Raw genomic sequence first — 17,750 nt, 5'->3', positions numbered from 1 at the left:
GCGGACCCACGGGCACCGCCGCACCTATACGGCGGGCGCCTCCGGCGTCGCGGTGGACCGGTCGACCAACGCCTGCCGCAGCGTCGCGGACTGCTCCACCGACCCCCCGCGTACCCCGAGACTGCGCCGGGCCGCCCGGTAGTACCCGTCGCGGGCCTCGTCGACCCGGGTCAGCATGCCCGCCACGTCCGATGGCGACTCGACGATTCCCCGGGCGAGCCGTTCGACCTGCCAGATCGCGTCCCGCCAGCTGGCGGCGGCGGCGACAGTCGGCTCGTCGCCGAGCAGCAGCAGGTTCTCCCAGACGATGGTGCGCCGAGCGTCCGCCTCAGCCAGCCGGACCAGCCCCTCCTCGCGGTCGATGGGGTGGCTTCGCGATCCCGGCCGGTGCTCGGCCGTGAGTCGCAGCGCCACCGCGTGACTCTCCTTGAGGGCGTGCGCGTAGTCGACGTACGCGTCGAGCCGCCGCTCGTCCCAGCGGACGCTCTGGCTGCGACGCCATCGGGCGCGGTCGGCGAGGGACGTGGCGAGGATCGTGCCCGCGGTGCCAACCAGGACGCCGAGGAGTGCCGGAAGCTGCGTCAGAAGGTCGCTCACGCGATCGAGGCTGCCAGCCCCAGGCAATCCCGTCCGCCCCGACCCACGCCCGCGAGCTGCCCGCCCCCCGGTTCCGGTTGTCGGCGGCAGTCAGCAGGGATCAAGGAACACGGCTCAGGACGGGACGTCGCGGTGGCGGAAGGCGGCCACGCCGACGGCGAGCAGGGCCGCGGCCACCGCCGCCAGCACCACAAGGGGAAGCGCCGCCGGGTCGACAGCGGGCACGGCCGGCACATGGGTGTACGGCGAGACGTTGAGCGCGGCCTGTGGCAGCTCCAGCACCGCGCCGAGCTGCCCGAGGAGCAGGAAGACCAGCAACGCCGTCCAGGACAGCACGACCGACCAGCGGGGCAGCAGCCCGAAGATCGCGGTCACCACGCCGGCGATCACGAGCAGGGCGGGTAGCCGCAGCAGCGCGGCGCCGCCCAGCTCGACGGCCTGGCCGAGCGGGTCTCCGGTGACGATGCCGTACCCGAGGCCGGTGGTGACGCCGGCGAGGAGCAGCAGGGCGACCGCGCCGAGTGTCGCGGCGAGCACCTGGGTGCCGAGCCAGCGGGTACGGCTGACCGCCGTGGCGAGGGCGGCCTCCAGCACCCCGTCGGCTTCGTCGCCGCGTACGCGCAGCAGGGCCTGCACGACGTACGCGCCGATGGTCAGGGCGAAGAGGCCGAGCATCGCGGCCAGGTACGCGTTGATCAGGTCGGCTCCGCCACCCATCGCGTTGATCGCCTCGGCGGCGGCCGGATTCGCGTCGATCATGTCGTTGAACTCGTCGGCGGCGACGCCCATGGAGAGGCCGAGCACGGCCACCCCGACCGCCCAGCCGAGTAGCGTGCCGCGCTGCATCCGCCAGGCCAACCCGGTGGGGCTGAGCAGCCGTGGCGCGCCGGTGGCCGGGCCGCGTCGGGGGGCGATCAGCCCGGCGCCCTGGTCGCGTCGCTCGGCGAGGGTGTACGCCAGCGCCACTCCGGCGAGCAGCAGCGCGACGGGCAGGGCGAGCACCCACCAGCGTTCACCGTCGAAGGCTCGGACCTGGTTGCCCCAGCCGAGCGGGGAGATCCACGACGGCCAGGCGCTGCGCACGCGGGTGCCGTCGGCGCTCTGTTCGCCGAGGACGTCTCCGGCGGCGCGCAGCACGAAGGACAGCCCGAGGGTGGCGGCGGCGAGCGCGTTGGCGCCGCGCGAGGTGACGGAGAGCTGGGCGGTGACCGCGGCGATAGCGGTGAAGGCGACCCCGACGCCGCCGATCGCGGCCGCTGCCGCGACGGAGCCGGCGAGCGGCAGACCGGCGCCGACCAGCGCGACCGCGAGCAGCACGGCGGCCACTGTGTTCGCCGCGACGATGACGATCAGCGCGGCGGTGAGCGGCGCGTACCGGCCGACCACGTTGGCGCCGAGCAGTTCGGCGCGGCCGGTCTCCTCGTTCTGGCGGGTGTGCCGGGTCACCGCGAAGGTGCTCAGCAGCGCGACGATCAGGGCCAGCGTCACGTACGTCTCGGCGACGACCACGGCGCCGAGGTCGGTGCCGTGGATGGGGCCGTTGAAGGCGCGGGCGACCAGACTGGACGCCGAGGTGGTGGCGTAGCCCAGCCGGGTCTCCTGGTCCGGGTAGATACCGGCGACGCTGCCGGCGAGGGCGTAGCCGAGCAGGGGCGTGCCGAGGATCCAGATGGTGAGGCGGATCCGGTCGCGGCGCAGCACGAGCCGGGCCAGCCGGGTCGTGCCGGTGAGGGCGCTCACCGGGCACCGCCCTGCGGGGCGTCCGCCTGCACATCGGCGTCCGAGGAGCCGGCGGCGGGAGCCCCCGATGCGGCGGTGGCGGGAGCGTCCGTGCCAGCAGTGGCGGCGGGGTCGTCGCCGTAGTGGCGGAGGAAGAGCTGCTCCAGGGTGGGTGGTGTGCTGGTCAGCGCGCGGACGCCGAAGCGGATGAGCTGGCCGAGCAGCTCGTCGAGGTGGGCCGGCTCGACCTCCAGGTGGGTGCGGCCGTCGACCTCGTGTACGTCGTGCACGCCGGGCAGCGCGTCCAGGCCGGTGACCGGGCGGGCGGTCTCGACGGTCACGGCCGTGCGGGTGAGGTGGCGCAGCTGGGTGAGGGTGCCGGATTCGACGGTGCGGCCCTCGCGGATGATGCTGACCCGGTCGCAGAGCGCCTCGACCTCGGCGAGCACGTGGCTGGAGAGCAGCACTGTGGCGCCGGCCTGCTTGACCCGCCGGACCTCGTCCTGGAACACCGCCTCCATGAGGGGGTCGAGGCCGGAGGTCGGCTCGTCGAGCACGTACAGCTCCACCGGGGAGGAGAAGGCGGCGACGATGGCTACCTTCTGCCGGTTGCCCTTGGAGTAGGTGCGGCAGCGGCGGGTCGGGTCCAGGTCGAAGCGGTGCAGCAGCTCGTCGCGGCGACGCCGGTCGAGGCCGCCGCGCAGTTGACCGAGCAGGTCGATGGCTTCCCCGCCGGTGAGGTTGGGCCAGAGGCTGACGTCGCCAGGCACGTACGCCAGCCGGCGGTGCAGGCGGACCGCGTCGCGCCACGGGTCGGCGCCGAGCACCTTGGCGTCGCCGGAGTCGCGGCGGAGCAGCCCGAGCAGGATCCGGATGGTGGTGGACTTTCCGGAGCCGTTGGGCCCGAGGAAGCCGTGCACCTCCCCCTGCTCGACGTGCAGGTCCAACCCGTCGAGTGCCCGGATGGCGCCGAACGTCTTGACCAGGTTGCCGATCGAGATGACGGGCATGGCCCCTCCTGCCGTTGGCTGCGTCGACCGCCACCACTGTACTGACCAACGGTCAGTCGAATCAATGGTGATGGTGCCCACCGGTCAGGACGTCGCTAGGCTGGCCGGCATGACCGCCGATCCCGCGGACGACACCCGCACCCGGATCCTGCGCGCCGCGCTCGACCTGTTCGCCGAACACGGCTACCAGCGCACCTCGCTGCGCCAGATCGGCGAGCGGCTGCGCCTCACCAAGACCGCGATCCTGTACCACTTCCCCGCCAAGGAGCATCTGCTCGCCGCCCTGGTCGAGCCGTTGGTGGCGGATCTGGAGGCGCTGCTCGACTCGGCGCAGACACAGCCCACCGAGCGGGCCCGGTGGACGGTGCTGGAGGGCTGGCTGGACACCATGCTCGCCCACCGCCGGCCGCTCGGCATGCTCTTCCACGACATCGCGCTGATCGGCCGGGGCGACACGTACCACCGCCTGATGGAGGTCGCGATGCGGGCCAACGACCTCATCGCCGGACCGAACGCGGGGCGTCGCGAGCGGGTCCTCGCGGTCCAGGCGGTGGGCGCGTGCAGCGATCCGGTCGTTTTCTTCACCGACGTGTCCGACGAGGTGCTGCGCGCCGACATGCTCGACGGCGCACGCCGACTGCTGGCCCCGCTGCCCACGGACCCCGCAGCCGGGCCGCGCGCCGACCCCGCGACCGCGCCGCACGCGGACCCCGCAGCCGGGCCGCGCACGGACCCCACAGCCGGATCGCGCACGGACCCCACGACCGGGCCGCGCACGGACGTCACAGCCGCCCCGCGCACGACGGTCCCGCCGCCAGCGGGCGAAGCCCCGACGCGTGTGACAGCGAGGGGCGCGGCCCCGGCAAGCGCTAGCTCGGCGACGCCACCGGGCGTGGCCGACGGTGCGGGGGCGACGAGCCGACGTCGGCGGCCGGGACGGCCGCCTGCGCTGAGCCGGGAGCAGGTCGAGGCGGCCCGGCGGATGCATGCGGCGGGCACCCACTCGGTGGACGCCATCGCCGCCGCGCTGGGGGTTTCGCGGGCGACCGTTTACCGCCACCTGACGGCACCATAACGAGACAGTTCTAAGACTGTTTCGAGACGGTTGTGATCCGGGTTTCAGGCAGCCAGCGTCGCGTAGCGGCCGTTGCTGTCCAGCAGGCTGGCGTGGGTGCCGGCCTCGACGATCCGACCGTGGTCGAGCACCGCGATCTGATCGGCGTCGCGGACCGTGGAGAGCCGGTGCGCGATGGTGATCGTGGTGCGCCCCTGGGCGAGCACGTCGAAGGCCCGCTGTACGGCGCGTTCGGTCTCGGTGTCCAGCGCGCTGGTGGCCTCGTCGAGGACCAGGATGCGCGGGTCGCGCAGCAGCGTCCTGGCGATGGCGAGGCGCTGCTTCTCACCGCCGGAGAACCGGTGCCCGCGTGAGCCGACCACTGTGTCGTACCCGTCGGGCAGCCCGGCGATGAGATCGTGGATCTGGGCGGCGCGGGCGGCGTCCTCGATCTCGGCGTCGGTGGCCTCGGGCCCGGCGTAGCGCAGGTTCGCCCGGACGGTGGTGTGCAGCAGGTACGTCTCCTGGCTGACCACGCCGACGATCGCGGCCAGGTCGGCCAGGCGCAGGTCGCGCAGGTCGACGCCGTCGACGGTGATCCGGCCGGCGGTCGGGTCGTGCAGTCGGCTGACCAGCCCGGCGAGGGTGCTCTTGCCCGAGCCGGTCTCGCCGACCAGGGCGAGGCTGGTGCCGGCGGGCACGTCGAGGGTGATCCCGGCGAGGGCTGCGGTGTCGCTGCCCGGGTAGCCGAAGGTGACGTCCTCCAGGCGCAGGTGGCCGCGTACCTGGGAGGGGTCGAGGCGGACCGGCTCGGTGGGGTCGGCCACGTCGACCGGTAGGTCCAGGTATTCGAAGATCCGGGCGAAGAGCGCCAGCGAGGCGGTGAGCGAGACACCCACGTTGAGCAGTCCCATCAGCGGTCGGAACAGGCCGCCCTGCAGGGCCGTGAAGGCGACAAGGGTGCCGATGCTCAGCGTGCCGGCGGTGCCGGGCAGCCCGGCGGCGAGGTAGATGACCGCCGGTACGGCGGCGAAGATGATGCTCATCGAGGCCATCCGCCAGCGGCCGGCCAGCTCACTGCGCAGCTCCAGGTCGACAAGGCGGGCCGAGGAGGCGGTGAACCGGTCGATCAGCGCCGGGCCGGTGCCGAGGGTCTTGGCCAGCTGGACGCCACTGATCGAGAGCCCCTCCTCCACTGTGACGTTGAGGTCGGCGAGTTCGCGTTGCCGTTGGGCGGTGATCTCGCGACGCATCCGGGCGACCCGACGGGTCAGCCAGATGGCCGGGGGCAGCACCACGAGCGAGACCAGGGAGAGCTGCCAGGAGAGCGCGACCATGGCGACGACCGTGGCGACCACTGTGGTGAGGTTGGCGGCGACGGCGGTGGCGGTGGAGGTGACCACCGCCTGCATGCCGCCGATGTCGTTGGTGATCCGGGACTGCACCTCGCCGGTGCGGGTGCGGGTGAAGAAGCCGAGCGACTGGCGCTGGAGGTGGCTGAAGACGTCGGTGCGCAGTCGGTGCATGACCCGCTGGCCGACCTGGGTGGAGATCCAGGTCTGCATGACGCCCAGGGCGGAGGTCACCGCCGCGACGGCGACCATGCCGACGACCAGCCAGACCAGCAGCGTCACGTCGCCCTGCGGCAGGGCCCGGTCGATCACGGCACGCAGCAGGAACGGGGTGGCCATCGCGATGATCGAGGAGACCACGATGATCGCGGTGACGGCGGCCAGCGCCGGCCGGTGGGGGGTGAACAGGCGACCGATGCGGCGCAGCGACACCTGACGGGCCTGCGTCTTCTCCTCGGCGCTGACGGTGCGGTGGCCGCGGTCGCGGCCCTTCGGGGTGGGTTCCAAGGGGGGCACTACCTTTCGTCGACAATATTGCTGAGGTTACCTCATCATGAGGGAGCAACCACATATCCTGCTACCGTATTCCGGTGACCGAGCACACCGTCGAGAGCGCCGACGACGAGAGCCTGGCGGAGACGTTCTGGGCCGTGGCGTCCCGTCTGCGCCGGCAGAGCCGCGACTCACTGGCGCCCTGGGACGTCACGCCCAGCCAGTCCCGGGCCCTCGGCGTGCTGGCCCGGCACGGTGAGGTACGCCCCGGCACCCTCGCCGAGCACCTGCGCATCGCGCCCCGCTCGGCGACCGAGGTCGTCGACGACCTCCAGATGCGAGGGCTGGTCGAACGCCGACCCGACCCGGCCGACCGTCGGGCGACCCTGGTCGCGCTCACCGAGGAGGGCGACCGGGTCAGCACCGCCATCCGGGCCGCCCGCCGGGCCGAGGCCGACCGCTTCTTCGGGCACCTCGACGACACCGACCGCACCGAGCTGGCCCGCATCCTCCGTACCCTGCGCGGCTGACGGGTTTGCTCCCCGCGCCCACGGGTAGCCAGCGGCCCCGTCCGGTCGGCGGGACCGGCCGGCACCGGTCGGGGCGAGGTGACGGGAGGCCCGGCTGATGTGCGGGATCAGCGGGGAGGCGCGGTTCGACGGCCGCTCGCCCGACGCGGCGGCGGTCACCCGGATGACCGAGGCGATGCGCTCACGCGGCCCGGACGACGAGGGCCTGTTCGCCGACGGTTGGGTGACCCTGGGGCACCGCCGGCTGACCATCATCGACCTGTCCGACGCGGGCGGGCAGCCGATGGTCCGCGACGACCTGGGCCTGGCGCTGGTCTTCAACGGCTGCATCTACAACTACCCGGAACTGCGCGAGGAGTTGCGCCACGCCGGGTACGCCTTCCACTCCACCAGCGACACCGAGGTGATCCTGGTGGCGTACGCCCACTGGGGTGAACGTTTCGTCGACCACCTGGTCGGCATGTTCGCGATCGGGCTGGTCGACCGGGTGCGGCGGCGGCTGATCCTGGCCCGCGACCGACTCGGCATCAAACCGCTCTACCTCGCCGAGACACCGGGACGGCTGCGGTTCGCTTCCACCCTGCCCGCCCTGCTGCGGGCCGGTGACGTCGACACCGGCATCGACCCGGTGGCGCTGCACCACTACCTGTCCTGGCACTCTATCGTGCCCGCGCCGCGGACGGTGCTGCGTGGCGTGCGCAAGTTGCCGCCGGCCACCCTGCGGGTGATCGAGGCGGACGGGAGCAGCCGCGAGGAGGTCTACTGGCGACCCGACTACGTGCGGGAGCCCGCCGACGAAGGGATGGACGCCGCCGACTGGCGGGCCGCGATCGGCGACGCGCTGCGCGCGGCGGTACGCCGACGGCTGGTCGCCGACGTGCCGGTGGGGGTGCTGCTCTCCGGCGGACTGGACTCCAGCCTCATCGTGGCGCTGCTCGCCGAGGCCGGCCAGCAACACCTGCGGACGTTCAGCATCGGCTTCGACAGCCGCGACGGCGAGTCCGGCGACGAGTTCCACTACTCCGACCTGGTGGCCCGCGCGTACGACACCGACCACCATCGGATCCGACTGGCCGACGACGACCTGGTGCCCGCCGTCCGACGGGCCGTGCTGGCGATGACCGAGCCGATGGGTAGCCACGACGTGGTCGCCTTCCACCTGCTCTCCGAGCAGGTGGCGCAGCACGTGAAGGTGGCCCAGTCGGGTCAGGGCGCCGACGAGGTGTTCGCCGGCTACGGCTACCACCAGCCACTCGTCGAGGCGCCCCGGCACGGCGCCGCCGAGACGTTCGCCGCCGCGTTCTTCGACCGCGACCACGACGAGCTGCGCCGCATCGTCGGCCCGGCGTACGCGCTGGAGCACGACGCCAGCCGGGACCTGCTCACCGGGCACCTCGCCACGCCCGGGGCGCAGACCGCGCTGGACGCCGTGCTGCGCCTGGACACCCACCTGATGCTCCCCGACGACCCGGTCAAGCGGGTGGACAGCATGAGCATGGCGTGGGGTCTGGAGGTGCGTACGCCCTTCCTCGACCAGGACCTGGTCACCCTGGCCGCGCACTGCCCGCCGGAGCACAAGGTCAGTCAGGGCGGCAAGGGCGTGCTCAAGGAGGTCGCCCGTGAGGTGCTGCCCGCCGAGGTGATCGACCGGCCCAAGGGCTACTTCCCGGTGCCGGCACTGCGCAACGTGGACGGCCCGGTGCGCGAGCTGGTGGCCGAAGCGTTGCAGGCGCCGGCCGCGCGCGAGCGGGGGCTGTTCCGCCCGGAGTACGTGGCACATCTGCTGGCCGAGCCGGACCGGGCGGAGGCCGCGGCCGGCAGCAACAAGCTGTGGCAACTCGGCCTGCTGGAGCTGTGGCTCCAGACCCACGACATCCGCTGACCCGCTGGGCCGTGACGGGCCGTCAGCCGGCGGCGGTGCGGGCGACCAGGTCGTCGAGGACCACGTGCAGGTCTCCGGCGCGCTCCAGCACCCGCCGCTGCCGAGTGGCGCCGGTGCCGTCGCGGCGCAGCCGGGCGAGCTGCGCCAACACGTACCCGAGGTCGCCGTGGCGCAGCAGGGCCGGGGCGATCACCGCCATCAGCTCGTCGACGAGTGCCCACGCGGGGCGGGTGCCGCCGGCACGCAGGTCGATCAGCTCGCCGTCGAGACCGTCGTGGGCGGCCCGCCAGTGCGCCGCGGCGACCAGGCAGTCCCGGACGTTCGGGGCGCTCACCCCGGCGCGTACGTCGTCGGCGAGGGTGGCCACGAGGGACCGGACCAGCGCGGCGACCAGCACCGCGTCGTCCACCTCGGTGCAGACGTCACCGACCCGCACCTCCACCGTCGGGTAGGTCGACGACGGCCGGGCGTACCAGTAGACCATCGCCGCGTCGAGCATGATGCCGGCGGCGATCAGCTCGCCGACAGTGCGGTCGTAGTCGGCGACGGAGTCGAAGAACGGCGTCGGTCCGATGCTGGGCCAGCGTTCCAACTGCATCGAGCGCCAACTGGCGTGCCCGGTGTCGTACCCGTCGTGCAGCGGCGAGTTGGTGGTGATCGCCTGCACCACCGGCAGCCACACCCGCAGGTGGTTGCAGACCTGCACGGCCAGTTCCCGGTCGGGCAGCCCGACGTGCACGTGACAGCCACACACCGCCGGGTCGTGCGCCACCGGACCGTACCGGCGCGACATCGCGTGGTAGCGCGGTTCGTCGGGGACCGTCCGGTGGGGTTCGGCCACCGGGGTGGCGCCGACCGCCACCAGTCGGGCGCCGGCCGCCGTGGCGGCCTCGGCGGCGGATCGGCGCAGCGCCACCAGGTGCGCGCGCAGTTCGGTGAGGTCGGAGCAGACCGGGGTGACCATCTCCACCATGCTGTGCCGGAACTCCTGGCGGCTCTGGTCCCGGGCGAGGCCGCGCAGCGCGGCGAGCACCTCATCGGCGACCGGCAGGTTCCGGCCGCTGTCCGGGTCGAGCAGCAGGTACTCCTCCTCCACGCCCAGCGTGAGGGTGGACAGGTCGGGCACGGTGTCGACGGCGGTCGGTCGGTACGCCATGGCCCCCCCATCCCTGCTGCGGCGGTGCGTCGGGTTCCCGGCCTACCCCGATGACAAACACGCGCTGAGGACCGCCGCGCGGGCGGTGAGGAAGGCCTGTTCGGGCGGCGTTGTCCGTGAAGGCGACGGCCGTCCGGTACGCGTCGACGGCCTCGGCGTCCCGACCGAGCCGGGCCACCGCGATCGATGCGGCTCGTACCACGGCAGCTAGGTCGAGGCCCTAGCATGGCCCCGTGATCGAGGGCTTCGCCAATCGGCTCCTGTGCGACATGGCCAGCCTCGACCCCTGCACAGCGGTCGTCGAGGCTGGCGAGCAGGATGTCGACGGGCTCACCGACTACAGCCCGGAGGGCCACCAGGCCCGGGCCGACCTCGCAGCCCGCGCCCTGGGCGAGCTCGAGAGCCTGGGCGACGCACTGGCGGCCACCGGCCCGCTGCACGCTCACCTCGCCGAACGGCTGCACACGCGTATCGCCTTCCACGATGCCGGGGAGGACCTGCGCGAACTGCACGTGGCCGCCACCGGTCCGCTCCAGCTCATCCGCCAGGCCGTCGAGGCCGCGGTTCCCGGCTCCGACGCCGAGGGCGCTGCCTTCGAGGAGGCCTGGGCTCGTGTCGGCGCACGCGTAGCCGCGATCCCCGCCGCCCTGGACGGGTATGCCCGCAGCCTCTCACTCGCCGCAGAGCGCGGCAATCTGCCGGCGCGGCGTCAAGTGGAGCTCGTCGCGCAGCGCTGCCGCAACTGGATCGACGACGATGTCGCCCTGGTGGAGCGCTACGGCGAGGGGTGTCAGCGGGCGTCGTTGCAGGCCGCAGCGACGGACGCGAGAGAGGCGTACCAGAAACTGGCTGGGACGCTGACAGCGGATCTGGCACCACAGGCCGTCGAGGAGGAGACGTTCGGCGAGCAGCGGTACGAACTCTGGGTGCGCACCTTCCTCGCGGCCCAGCCTGATGTGCGTGAGCTGTACGGCTGGGGCTGGGACGAGTTCAGAGCGATAGAGGCAGAACTGATCGCGGAAGCGAAGGCTCTGGGCGGGAGCGTGCCAGAGGCGCTTGCCCGGCTCAACAGCCCCGACGCACCCGGCACCCTGCACAGCAGGGAGTCGTTCGCCGCGTGGTTGCAGGAACTGTTGGAGGCCGCCACCGAGCGGCTGGACGGCGTGTACTTCGACATCCCCGCCCCGTTGCGGCGCGTCGAGTCGCGGTTGACCACGTCGTCCGGCATCGCCTACACCGGGCCGTCGCGGGACCTGACGCGGCCGGGCCGGGTCTGGTGGTCAGTCCCCGAGGACGCGACGAGTTTCCCCACCTGGTACGCCTACAGCACCGCCTATCACGAGGGTGTTCCCGGCCACCACCTCCACCTCGGCTCGGAGGTGTGCCGGGGTGGCCTCGGGCAGAGGCTCAACCTGCTCGGCGGCCTCTCCGGCAGCCAGGAGGGCTGGGCACTGTACGCCGAGCGGTTCATGGACGAGCTCGGGCTCTACGAACAGCCGGGTGCTCGACTGGGGTACCTGTACATGCGGCTGCTGCGCGCCGCGCGGGTCGTGCTCGACATCGGCCTGCACCTGCGACTGCCGATGCCAGCTGGCGATGGAGCCGTGTGGACGGCGGACGCGGCGCTGAAGCTGTTGCAGGACCGCTGCCATCAGGGGCCGTACGCATCCGCCGAGCTCGCGCGTTACCTGGGCCGGCCAGGGCAGGCGCTGGCCTACAAGGCGGGTGAGCGCGTGTGGCTGGCAGGCCGCTCGTCCTTCCCCGGCGACCGGCGCGCATTCCATCGCCAGGCCCTGGAGCTGGGTTCGCTGGGCTTGGATCAGTTGACAGCTTGCCTCCAGTCCCGGCCTACCCCGGTGGCAGACGCGCGCTCAGGGCCGTCGCGCGCCCGGTGAGAAAGGCCCGTTCAGCCGCGTTGTCCGTCAGGGCGACAGCCGTCCGGTACGCCTCGACGGCCTCCCCGCCGCGGCCGAGCCGAGCCAGCAGGTCGGCGCGGACCACGTGGTAGACGTGGTAGCCGACCAGGTCGAGGCGGTCCACCTCGGTCAGCGCGACCGCCGGTCGGGACAGCTCGGCGAGCGCGACGGCCCGGTTCAGCGCCACCACCGGGCTGGGGGCGACGACCGTCAGCTGGTCGTACAGCTGAAGGATCTGGGCCCAGTCGGTGTCGGCGGCGCGCCGCGCGGCGCTGTGCACGGCGGCGATCGCGGCCTGGATCTGGTACGGGCCCGGCCGGTCGCGGCGCAGGCAGCGGCGGACCAGCGCCTGCCCCTCGGTGATCAGCTCGGCGTCCCACCGGGCCCGGTCCTGGCTCGGCAGCGCCACCAGCTGACCCTCGGCGTTGGTCCGCGCGGGGCGGCGGGACTCGGTGAGCAGCATCAACGCCAGCAGGCCGAGCGCCTCGGGCTCGTCCGGCATCAGCTCGACCAGCAGCCTGGTCAACCGGATCGCCTCGACGCACAGCTCGGCCCGGACCAGATGCGGGCCGGCGCTGGCCGTGTACCCCTCGTTGAAGATCAGGTACAGCACCGCGAGGACGCCGTGCAGCCGGTCGGGCAGGTCGGCGTCGCGGGGCACCCGGTACGGGATCCCGGCGTTGCGGATCTTCGACTTGGCGCGGACCAGCCGCTGCGCCATCGTCGGCTCCGGCACCAGGAAGGCTCGGGCGATCTCGGCGGCGCTCAGTCCGCCGAGCAGCCGCAGGGTGAGGGCGACCCGGGTGCTCGGGGCGAGCGCCGGATGGCAGCAGGTGAAGATCAGCCGTAGCCGGTCGTCGTGCACCGGTCCCTCCTCGGCGGGTGGGTCGGCGGCGTACAGCAGGGCCGCCTGGGCGTGCCGGTCGGCCCGGGACGCGTCGCGGCGCAGCCGGTCGATCGCCCGGTTCCGGGCCGTGGTGATGATCCAGCCGGCCGGACTGGGCGGCAGGCCGGTCGTCGGCCAGCGCGCCACCGCGACGACGAAAGCCTCCTGGACGGCCTCCTCGGCGAGGTCGATGTCGCCGAGAAGGCGAACCAGGACGGCGACCGCGCGGCCGTACTCCGCGCGGAACACCGTCTCCACATCGGGCACTGTCAGTCGCCGGCCCCACCCTGGAAGGGGCGCACCTCGATCGGCAGGGTGGTGGCCAGCGCGTAGCGGCGGCCCCACAGCAGGGCGGCGTCCAGGTCCGGCACGTCGATGATGGTGATGCCGCCCAGGTACTCCTTGCCCTCCACGAACGGTCCGTCGGTGGTGAGCACCTCGCCGTCGCGGGGCCGCAGCACGGTGGCGGTCTCCGGGCCGTGCAGGCCCTGCCCGAAGACCCACGACCCGGTGGACGCCAACTCGTCGCGAAGCTCGCCGAGCTGACGCATCACCCCGGCCAGGAACTCCGGCTCCGGCGGCAGCTCACCCTGCGGCTGGTGGATGCTGAGCAGGTACAGCGTCATCGTTCCTCCTCGCGGGGGGCCGGCCCGTCGCCGACCTCTCATCCTCCACACGATCGGCGGCCGCCCGGATCGACAGGCCGGCGGAAAATTGTCGGCGTCCGACCCGGCCCGCTGTTGGCGTCCTTTGCTCTGCACCCGCGGACGCGACGGGTGCACGGGCACGGGTGTCGCATCGGCGGGTGCAGAGCAAAGGATGAAGAGCAGGGATACGGTCCGCGAGTGCCGCGCCCGGATCCGGTAGCCATGCCCGCGACGGTTGTGGGTAGACCCCGGTGTGGTCGACGGCTTGCGGGTGATTGTGGTCGGCGCCGGCTTCTCCGGGCTCGCCGCCGCGCTGACGCTCACCCGTGCCGGCGCCCAGGTGCGATTGTTGGAGGCCCGTGGCCGGGTGGGCGGTCGGGTGCTGACCCGATGGCTGCCCGAGCTCACGCAACTCGACCTGGGGGCGCAGTGGATCGGTCCGACCCAGGATCGGATGTACGCGCTGGTCGCCGAGCACGGGCTGGCCACCTTCGCCTCGGCATCGATCGGCGCGCCCACGGTGCTCTGGGCCGGTGCGCGCCAGGCCGAGCCGCCGGTGCAGGTGGGCCGGGTGCTCGGCCTGCTCGACGAGTACGCCGCACGACTGGACCCGGCCGCACCCTGGGCGACGCCGGAGGCCGCACTGTGGGACCGGACGACCCTCGGCGGGTGGCTCGCCGTCACGGCCGGGGACGACGACACCGCCGACTACCTGGGGCGGGTGCTCGCCGGCGGGCTGCTGGCCACCGGCGCCGACGAGCTGTCCCTGTTGCACCTGCTGTTCTACCTGCGCAGCGCCGGCGGGACCGGGCCGTTGCTGGGGATGGCCGGTGGCGCGCAGCAGGACCGGATCGTGGGCGGGCCGGCTGCGCTGGCGGAGCGGATGGCCACCGCCCTGCCACCGGGCACGCTGACGCTGGCCGCGCCGGTGCGAGCCATCGAACAGACCGTCGACGGCGTGACGGCGTGGACCGACACCGGGCGCGTCGACGGCGACGCCGTGGTGGTCGCGCTGGCCCCGGCGCTGGCCGGCCGGATCCGGTACGACCCTCCGCTGCCTCCACTGCGTGACGGGCTCACCCAGCGCATGCCGATGGGTTCGGCACTGAAGGTGCACGCCGTCTACCCGGAGCCGTTCTGGCGGGCCGACGGGCGCTCCGGGGTGGCCACCACCAGCGCCGGTCCGCTCACCGAGACGGTCGACAACTCCACCCCGACCTCACCGATCGGGGTGCTGACCGGGTTCAGCTACTCCACGGACGCCGCCACGCTGCGTGGCATGTCCCCCGCGCGACGTCGGCAGTGCCTGCTGGAAGCGTTCGCCAGCGTGGTCGGGCCGCGTGCCGAGGACCCCGTGGATCTCGTCGAGTACGACTGGTCGGCCGACGAGTGGACCCGGGGCTGTTTCTCCGGTGCGCTCACCCCGGGCACCTGGCGGACCTACGGCCCGCACCTGCGGTCGCCGGTGGGGCGGGTGTACTGGGCGGGCACCGAGACGGCCACCCGCTGGACTGGCTACCTGGAGGGAGCGGTGCGCGCCGGTGAGCGGGCGGCGGCCGAGGTGCTGGCCGGCTGAGCGGCACGACCGCAGCCGGCCCGGTCTCGGCGGGACCGGGCCGGCCACGGCCCTGGGTGCGACCCGGCCGACCCGGTCCGTCAGACGTCCGGGCCGGCGCGGGCGCCCCGGTCAGGGATAGGTGGTCAGGTACACCTGCTGGTTGGCCGCGTTCGCGGTGCCACCGGCGTTGTTGATCACCCGGTTGATGGTGCCGACGCCACCGAGCGAGACGGTGACCATGTTCGTGAAGCGCACGTTCGGGTTGTTGGGAACCTCGAAGGACCGTTCCTCGACCACCGCGGGATTGACGTTGAAGTAGCTGTAGCTGCCCAGCCCGAACGCCTGGTGGCTGGTCACCGAATCGGCCACCTTGTACGCGGCGTAGCCCCGGGTCGACCCGTTCATCCAGGCCGCCTGGTTCGGTGGGTCGTAGGGCAGCTCGTTCTGGTAGAAGTACGTCCGCCCGCCGTTGCCGTTCCAGATGGTCTGGTACTTCTGGTAGTGCTCGACGAAGAGGCCGTACATGGTGACGTTGTCGCCGTTGACGGTGAGCCCGGTGTCGGCGGTGTTCAGCGTCCACCCGGTCGGTACGCCGCTGGCGGCGTGGTCGGCCCGCCACAGCCACATGTGGTCGCCGATCACGTTGTCGCTGTTGACAGTCAGCGTGTTGGTGGCCTTGCCGACGTGCGGCCCGCCGATGCGGAAGAACACGTCGTGCAGCGAGGTCGGGTTCGTGGCGTGGCTCGCGGACGAGCCGGACGGCCCGACCTCCATCAGCACCGGCGAGTTCGTCGTGCCGGCCTCGAACATGATGCCGGCCACCTTCACGCCGTCCACATCGGCCACCCGCATGCCCACCGCGCCGTTGTCGGCCTGGATGGTGGCCAGGCCGAGACCGAGGACGACAGTGTCGGCCCGGTTGACCTGGATCGGCTCGGTGACGCGGTGCACGCCAGGGGTGAAGAGCAGGTGCCGCCCCTGGGCGAGGGCCGCGTTGATGGTGGCGGCGCTGGTGCCGGGCTGGACCACGTAGAACTGCGACAGCGAGATGGACGAGCCGGCCGGGGTCTTGTTGTACCAGCTGGTTCCGGTGGAGTTGGTGCGCAGCGCCGGCACGAAGACCCGGTACTCACCGGTGCCGTCGACGTAGAGGAACGGCTTCTCCCGTACCTGCGGGGTCTGCGGGATGACGGTGTGCGACGGGTTGGGGAAGCTTGGCGCGGGAGCGCCGTTGACGCCCTGGAAGACCATGTTCCACACCGAGCCGGTCCAGCCGTTGCCGAACTCGCTGTTGCGGGAGTACCACTGCTGCTGCGAGCCGGAGACGACCAGGCCGTCGATGCGGGTGTCGGCCATCAGGCCACCGCTGGACCAGCCGTCGCCGCCATTCCAGAGCTGGATCTGGTTCTGCGCGCCGCGCAGGTGCATCCGCCGGTACGGCGCCGCCTGCGACACCGCCCAGCGCTCCACTGTCTGCCCGGCGGGCAGGGTGACCGACAGGTTCTCGGCGGCCCGCCAGAAGTTCTGGGTGGCGTTGCCGCCGAACCAGAACGCCTCGGCACGCACGTGGCCGTTGAGGTTGACGTCGTCGGGGCTCATGCCGAGGCCGGCGACCTGGGTGAAGAAGCCGAGGTTGACGTCGGCGGTGTAGTTGCCGGGCTTGAACAGCACCGCGTAGCGCTGCGGGCCGAACTGGTTGGTCTCCTGCTGGGTGAAGAGCGTGTTCAGTCGACTCTGGATGGTCGACGTCGGCGTGCTCGGGTCGAAGACGAACGTGTTCGGCCCGAGGTTCGGGTTGCGCGGGTCGGTCGTGTCGACCGGGGGCTCGCCGGTTCCGCCGCCGGTGGTGTTCACCGCCAGCTCCCACAGCGAGTAGCCGTAGGCGGTGCCTCGGGCGGTGCCGTACATCCGCAGGTAGCGTCCGCTGCCGGTGACGGTGAGCGACTGCGTGCCGCCGGTTGCCGTGGTGGTGGAGTAGATGGTGGTCCAGGTGGTCCCGTCAGCCGAGGTCTGGAGCTGGAAGGCCCGGGCGTACGCGGCCTCCCAGGTGAGCACCACCCGGCAGATGGTGCGGGTGCTGCCGAGGTCGACGCGCAGCCACTGGGGGTCGCTGGCGGCGCTGGCCCAGCGGGTGCCCGGGTTGCCGTCGACCGCCGCGGATGCCGCGAGGCCGGCGTCCTGGCTGGACGAGGCGGTCGCCGGGCTGCCCTGCGCGACGTTGGTGCTGCCGCAGGTCGGCGTGGTGCCGCCGGTCTCGCCGTACACCTGGAACTCCCAGAGCGAGTAGCCGTAGCCGGTGCCCCGGGCGGTGCCGTTCATCCGTACGTAGCGGCCGGCGCCGGTGACGGTGAGGTTCTGGGTGCCGCCGGTGCCGGTGGTGGTCGAGTAGATCGTCGTCCAGGTGGCACCGTCGTCGGAAGTCTGGAGCTGGAAGGCCCGGCCGTAGGCACCCTCCCAGAGCAGGTTGACCTGGCTGATGGTGGCCCGGGCGCCCAGGTCGACCTGGAGCCACTGCGGGTCGCTGAACGCGCTGGCCCAGCGGGTGCCGGTGTTGCCGTCGACGGCTGCGGAGGCCGGGGTGCCGGCGTTCTCGCTGGACGAGGCGGTGGCGGGGCGGCCCTGGGACAGCAGGGTGGGCGCGGCCTGCGCGGGCGTGGTGGCGCCGGTCGGGGTGAGCGCCGCGACCAGGGCCACGGTGAGCCCGACCAGCAGGTGCCGGACGACGCGTCGAGGACGCGGACGTACGGATGTTGCACGAGATGTCATGACATCGCCTGTCGATAGAGGGCTACGAGGGGGTGCCGCGTGGATGGGATCGGCTCGCCCCGTGGCGCCGTGGGTGGTGCCGCCGATGCGGCGTCGCGGGTCGGAGAGCGCTCTCGTAGGAGTGTTGCGGCGAGATTGCGACGGCGTCAAGACATCGATCTATAACTTCGTTATTTATCCCGAGG

General features: G+C 72.7%; 13 protein-coding genes. 5 read left to right on the top strand and 8 right to left on the bottom strand.

Translation table 11 applies throughout. The features are described from left to right. Positions 1-24: 24 nt before the first annotated feature. From KBX08_RS09050 to KBX08_RS09040, 3 genes are all read right to left on the bottom strand, one after another. Positions 25-597 carry a hypothetical protein gene (locus KBX08_RS09050; protein WP_210782337.1) on the bottom strand — a complete coding sequence of 191 codons (573 nt, stop codon included), beginning with the start codon at positions 595-597 and terminating at the stop codon, positions 25-27. A 114-nt stretch (positions 598-711) separates the two neighbouring features. Further along, on the bottom strand, positions 712-2,337 hold the full coding sequence (locus tag KBX08_RS09045; protein ID WP_210782335.1) for an ABC transporter permease: 1,626 nt from the start codon (positions 2,335-2,337) through the stop codon (positions 712-714). Further along, positions 2,334-3,326, bottom strand: coding sequence for an ABC transporter ATP-binding protein (locus KBX08_RS09040; RefSeq protein WP_210782333.1), 993 nt, complete (start codon positions 3,324-3,326; stop codon positions 2,334-2,336). Before KBX08_RS09040 ends, KBX08_RS09045 begins: the two co-directional genes overlap by 4 nt. 109 nt (positions 3,327-3,435) lie before the next feature. Here KBX08_RS09040 and KBX08_RS09035 point away from each other — a divergent pair, with 109 nt between their 5' ends. Further along, positions 3,436-4,401 (top strand): TetR family transcriptional regulator, encoded by a 966-nt coding sequence (locus KBX08_RS09035; protein ID WP_210782331.1) that lies wholly within the window; start codon positions 3,436-3,438, stop codon positions 4,399-4,401. 44 nt (positions 4,402-4,445) lie between these two features. Here the strand turns inward: KBX08_RS09035 and KBX08_RS09030 are convergent, their stop codons facing one another. After that, the gene (locus KBX08_RS09030) at positions 4,446-6,239 is read right to left on the bottom strand and encodes an ABC transporter ATP-binding protein (protein ID WP_210782329.1); all 1,794 of its coding nucleotides are present in this window, start codon (positions 6,237-6,239) and stop codon (positions 4,446-4,448) included. A gap of 83 nt (positions 6,240-6,322) precedes the next feature. On the opposite strand from KBX08_RS09030, the gene KBX08_RS09025 reads away from it, so the two are divergent. Both KBX08_RS09025 and KBX08_RS09020 read left to right on the top strand, forming a co-directional pair. Next, positions 6,323-6,754 (top strand): MarR family winged helix-turn-helix transcriptional regulator, encoded by a 432-nt coding sequence (locus KBX08_RS09025; protein ID WP_210782327.1) that lies wholly within the window; start codon positions 6,323-6,325, stop codon positions 6,752-6,754. A gap of 97 nt (positions 6,755-6,851) precedes the next feature. Further along, positions 6,852-8,636: an N-acetylglutaminylglutamine amidotransferase gene (locus tag KBX08_RS09020; protein WP_210782325.1), complete on the top strand. Its 1,785-nt coding sequence runs from the start codon at positions 6,852-6,854 to the stop codon at positions 8,634-8,636. Between the two features lie 22 nt (positions 8,637-8,658). Here KBX08_RS09020 and KBX08_RS09015 read toward each other — a convergent pair whose 3' ends face one another. After that, on the bottom strand, positions 8,659-9,792 hold the full coding sequence (locus KBX08_RS09015; protein ID WP_210782323.1) for a glutamate--cysteine ligase: 1,134 nt from the start codon (positions 9,790-9,792) through the stop codon (positions 8,659-8,661). Positions 9,793-10,025: 233 nt separating this feature from the next. Here KBX08_RS09015 and KBX08_RS09010 point away from each other — a divergent pair, with 233 nt between their 5' ends. Beyond that, on the top strand, positions 10,026-11,687 hold the full coding sequence (locus KBX08_RS09010; protein WP_210782321.1) for a DUF885 domain-containing protein: 1,662 nt from the start codon (positions 10,026-10,028) through the stop codon (positions 11,685-11,687). Here KBX08_RS09010 and KBX08_RS09005 read toward each other — a convergent pair. After that, complete coding sequence (locus KBX08_RS09005; RefSeq protein ID WP_210782319.1) at positions 11,641-12,861, bottom strand: RNA polymerase sigma factor; 1,221 nt, start codon at positions 12,859-12,861, stop codon at positions 11,641-11,643. The two genes, KBX08_RS09010 and KBX08_RS09005, sit on opposite strands and share 47 nt — an antisense overlap. A 2-nt stretch (positions 12,862-12,863) precedes the next feature. Next, positions 12,864-13,220, bottom strand: coding sequence for a YciI family protein (locus KBX08_RS09000; protein WP_210782317.1), 357 nt, complete (start codon positions 13,218-13,220; stop codon positions 12,864-12,866). Between the two features lie 292 nt (positions 13,221-13,512). Between KBX08_RS09000 and KBX08_RS08995 the strand changes: the two genes are divergently transcribed. Further along, complete coding sequence (locus KBX08_RS08995) at positions 13,513-14,817, top strand: FAD-dependent oxidoreductase (protein WP_307850490.1); 1,305 nt, start codon at positions 13,513-13,515, stop codon at positions 14,815-14,817. Between the two features lie 111 nt (positions 14,818-14,928). Here the strand turns inward: KBX08_RS08995 and KBX08_RS08990 are convergent, their stop codons facing one another. Beyond that, positions 14,929-17,565 (bottom strand): discoidin domain-containing protein, encoded by a 2,637-nt coding sequence (locus tag KBX08_RS08990; RefSeq protein ID WP_210782313.1) that lies wholly within the window; start codon positions 17,563-17,565, stop codon positions 14,929-14,931. Positions 17,566-17,750 lie beyond the last annotated feature (185 nt).

Origin of the sequence: Micromonospora sp. H61 (assembly GCF_018070325.1) — a bacterium.
Taxonomy (GTDB): Bacteria; Actinomycetota; Actinomycetes; order Mycobacteriales; family Micromonosporaceae; genus Micromonospora; species Micromonospora salmantinae.
Note: the sequence above shows the minus strand (reverse complement) of the source record. Positions and strands in the feature narration are given on the sequence as shown.

What these genes read in the sequence shown, in the direction of transcription:
- KBX08_RS09040 (WP_210782333.1), bottom strand. Translation starts at nt 3,326, where the DNA reads ATGCCCGTCATCTCGATCGGCAACCTGGTCAAGACGTTCGGCGCCATC.
- KBX08_RS08990 (WP_210782313.1), bottom strand. Translation starts at nt 17,565, where the DNA reads ATGACATCTCGTGCAACATCCGTACGTCCGCGTCCTCGACGCGTCGTC.
- KBX08_RS09015 (WP_210782323.1), bottom strand. Translation starts at nt 9,792, where the DNA reads ATGGCGTACCGACCGACCGCCGTCGACACCGTGCCCGACCTGTCCACC.
- KBX08_RS09000 (WP_210782317.1), bottom strand. Translation starts at nt 13,220, where the DNA reads ATGACGCTGTACCTGCTCAGCATCCACCAGCCGCAGGGTGAGCTGCCG.
- KBX08_RS09035 (WP_210782331.1), top strand. Translation starts at nt 3,436, where the DNA reads ATGACCGCCGATCCCGCGGACGACACCCGCACCCGGATCCTGCGCGCC.
- KBX08_RS09020 (WP_210782325.1), top strand. Translation starts at nt 6,852, where the DNA reads ATGTGCGGGATCAGCGGGGAGGCGCGGTTCGACGGCCGCTCGCCCGAC.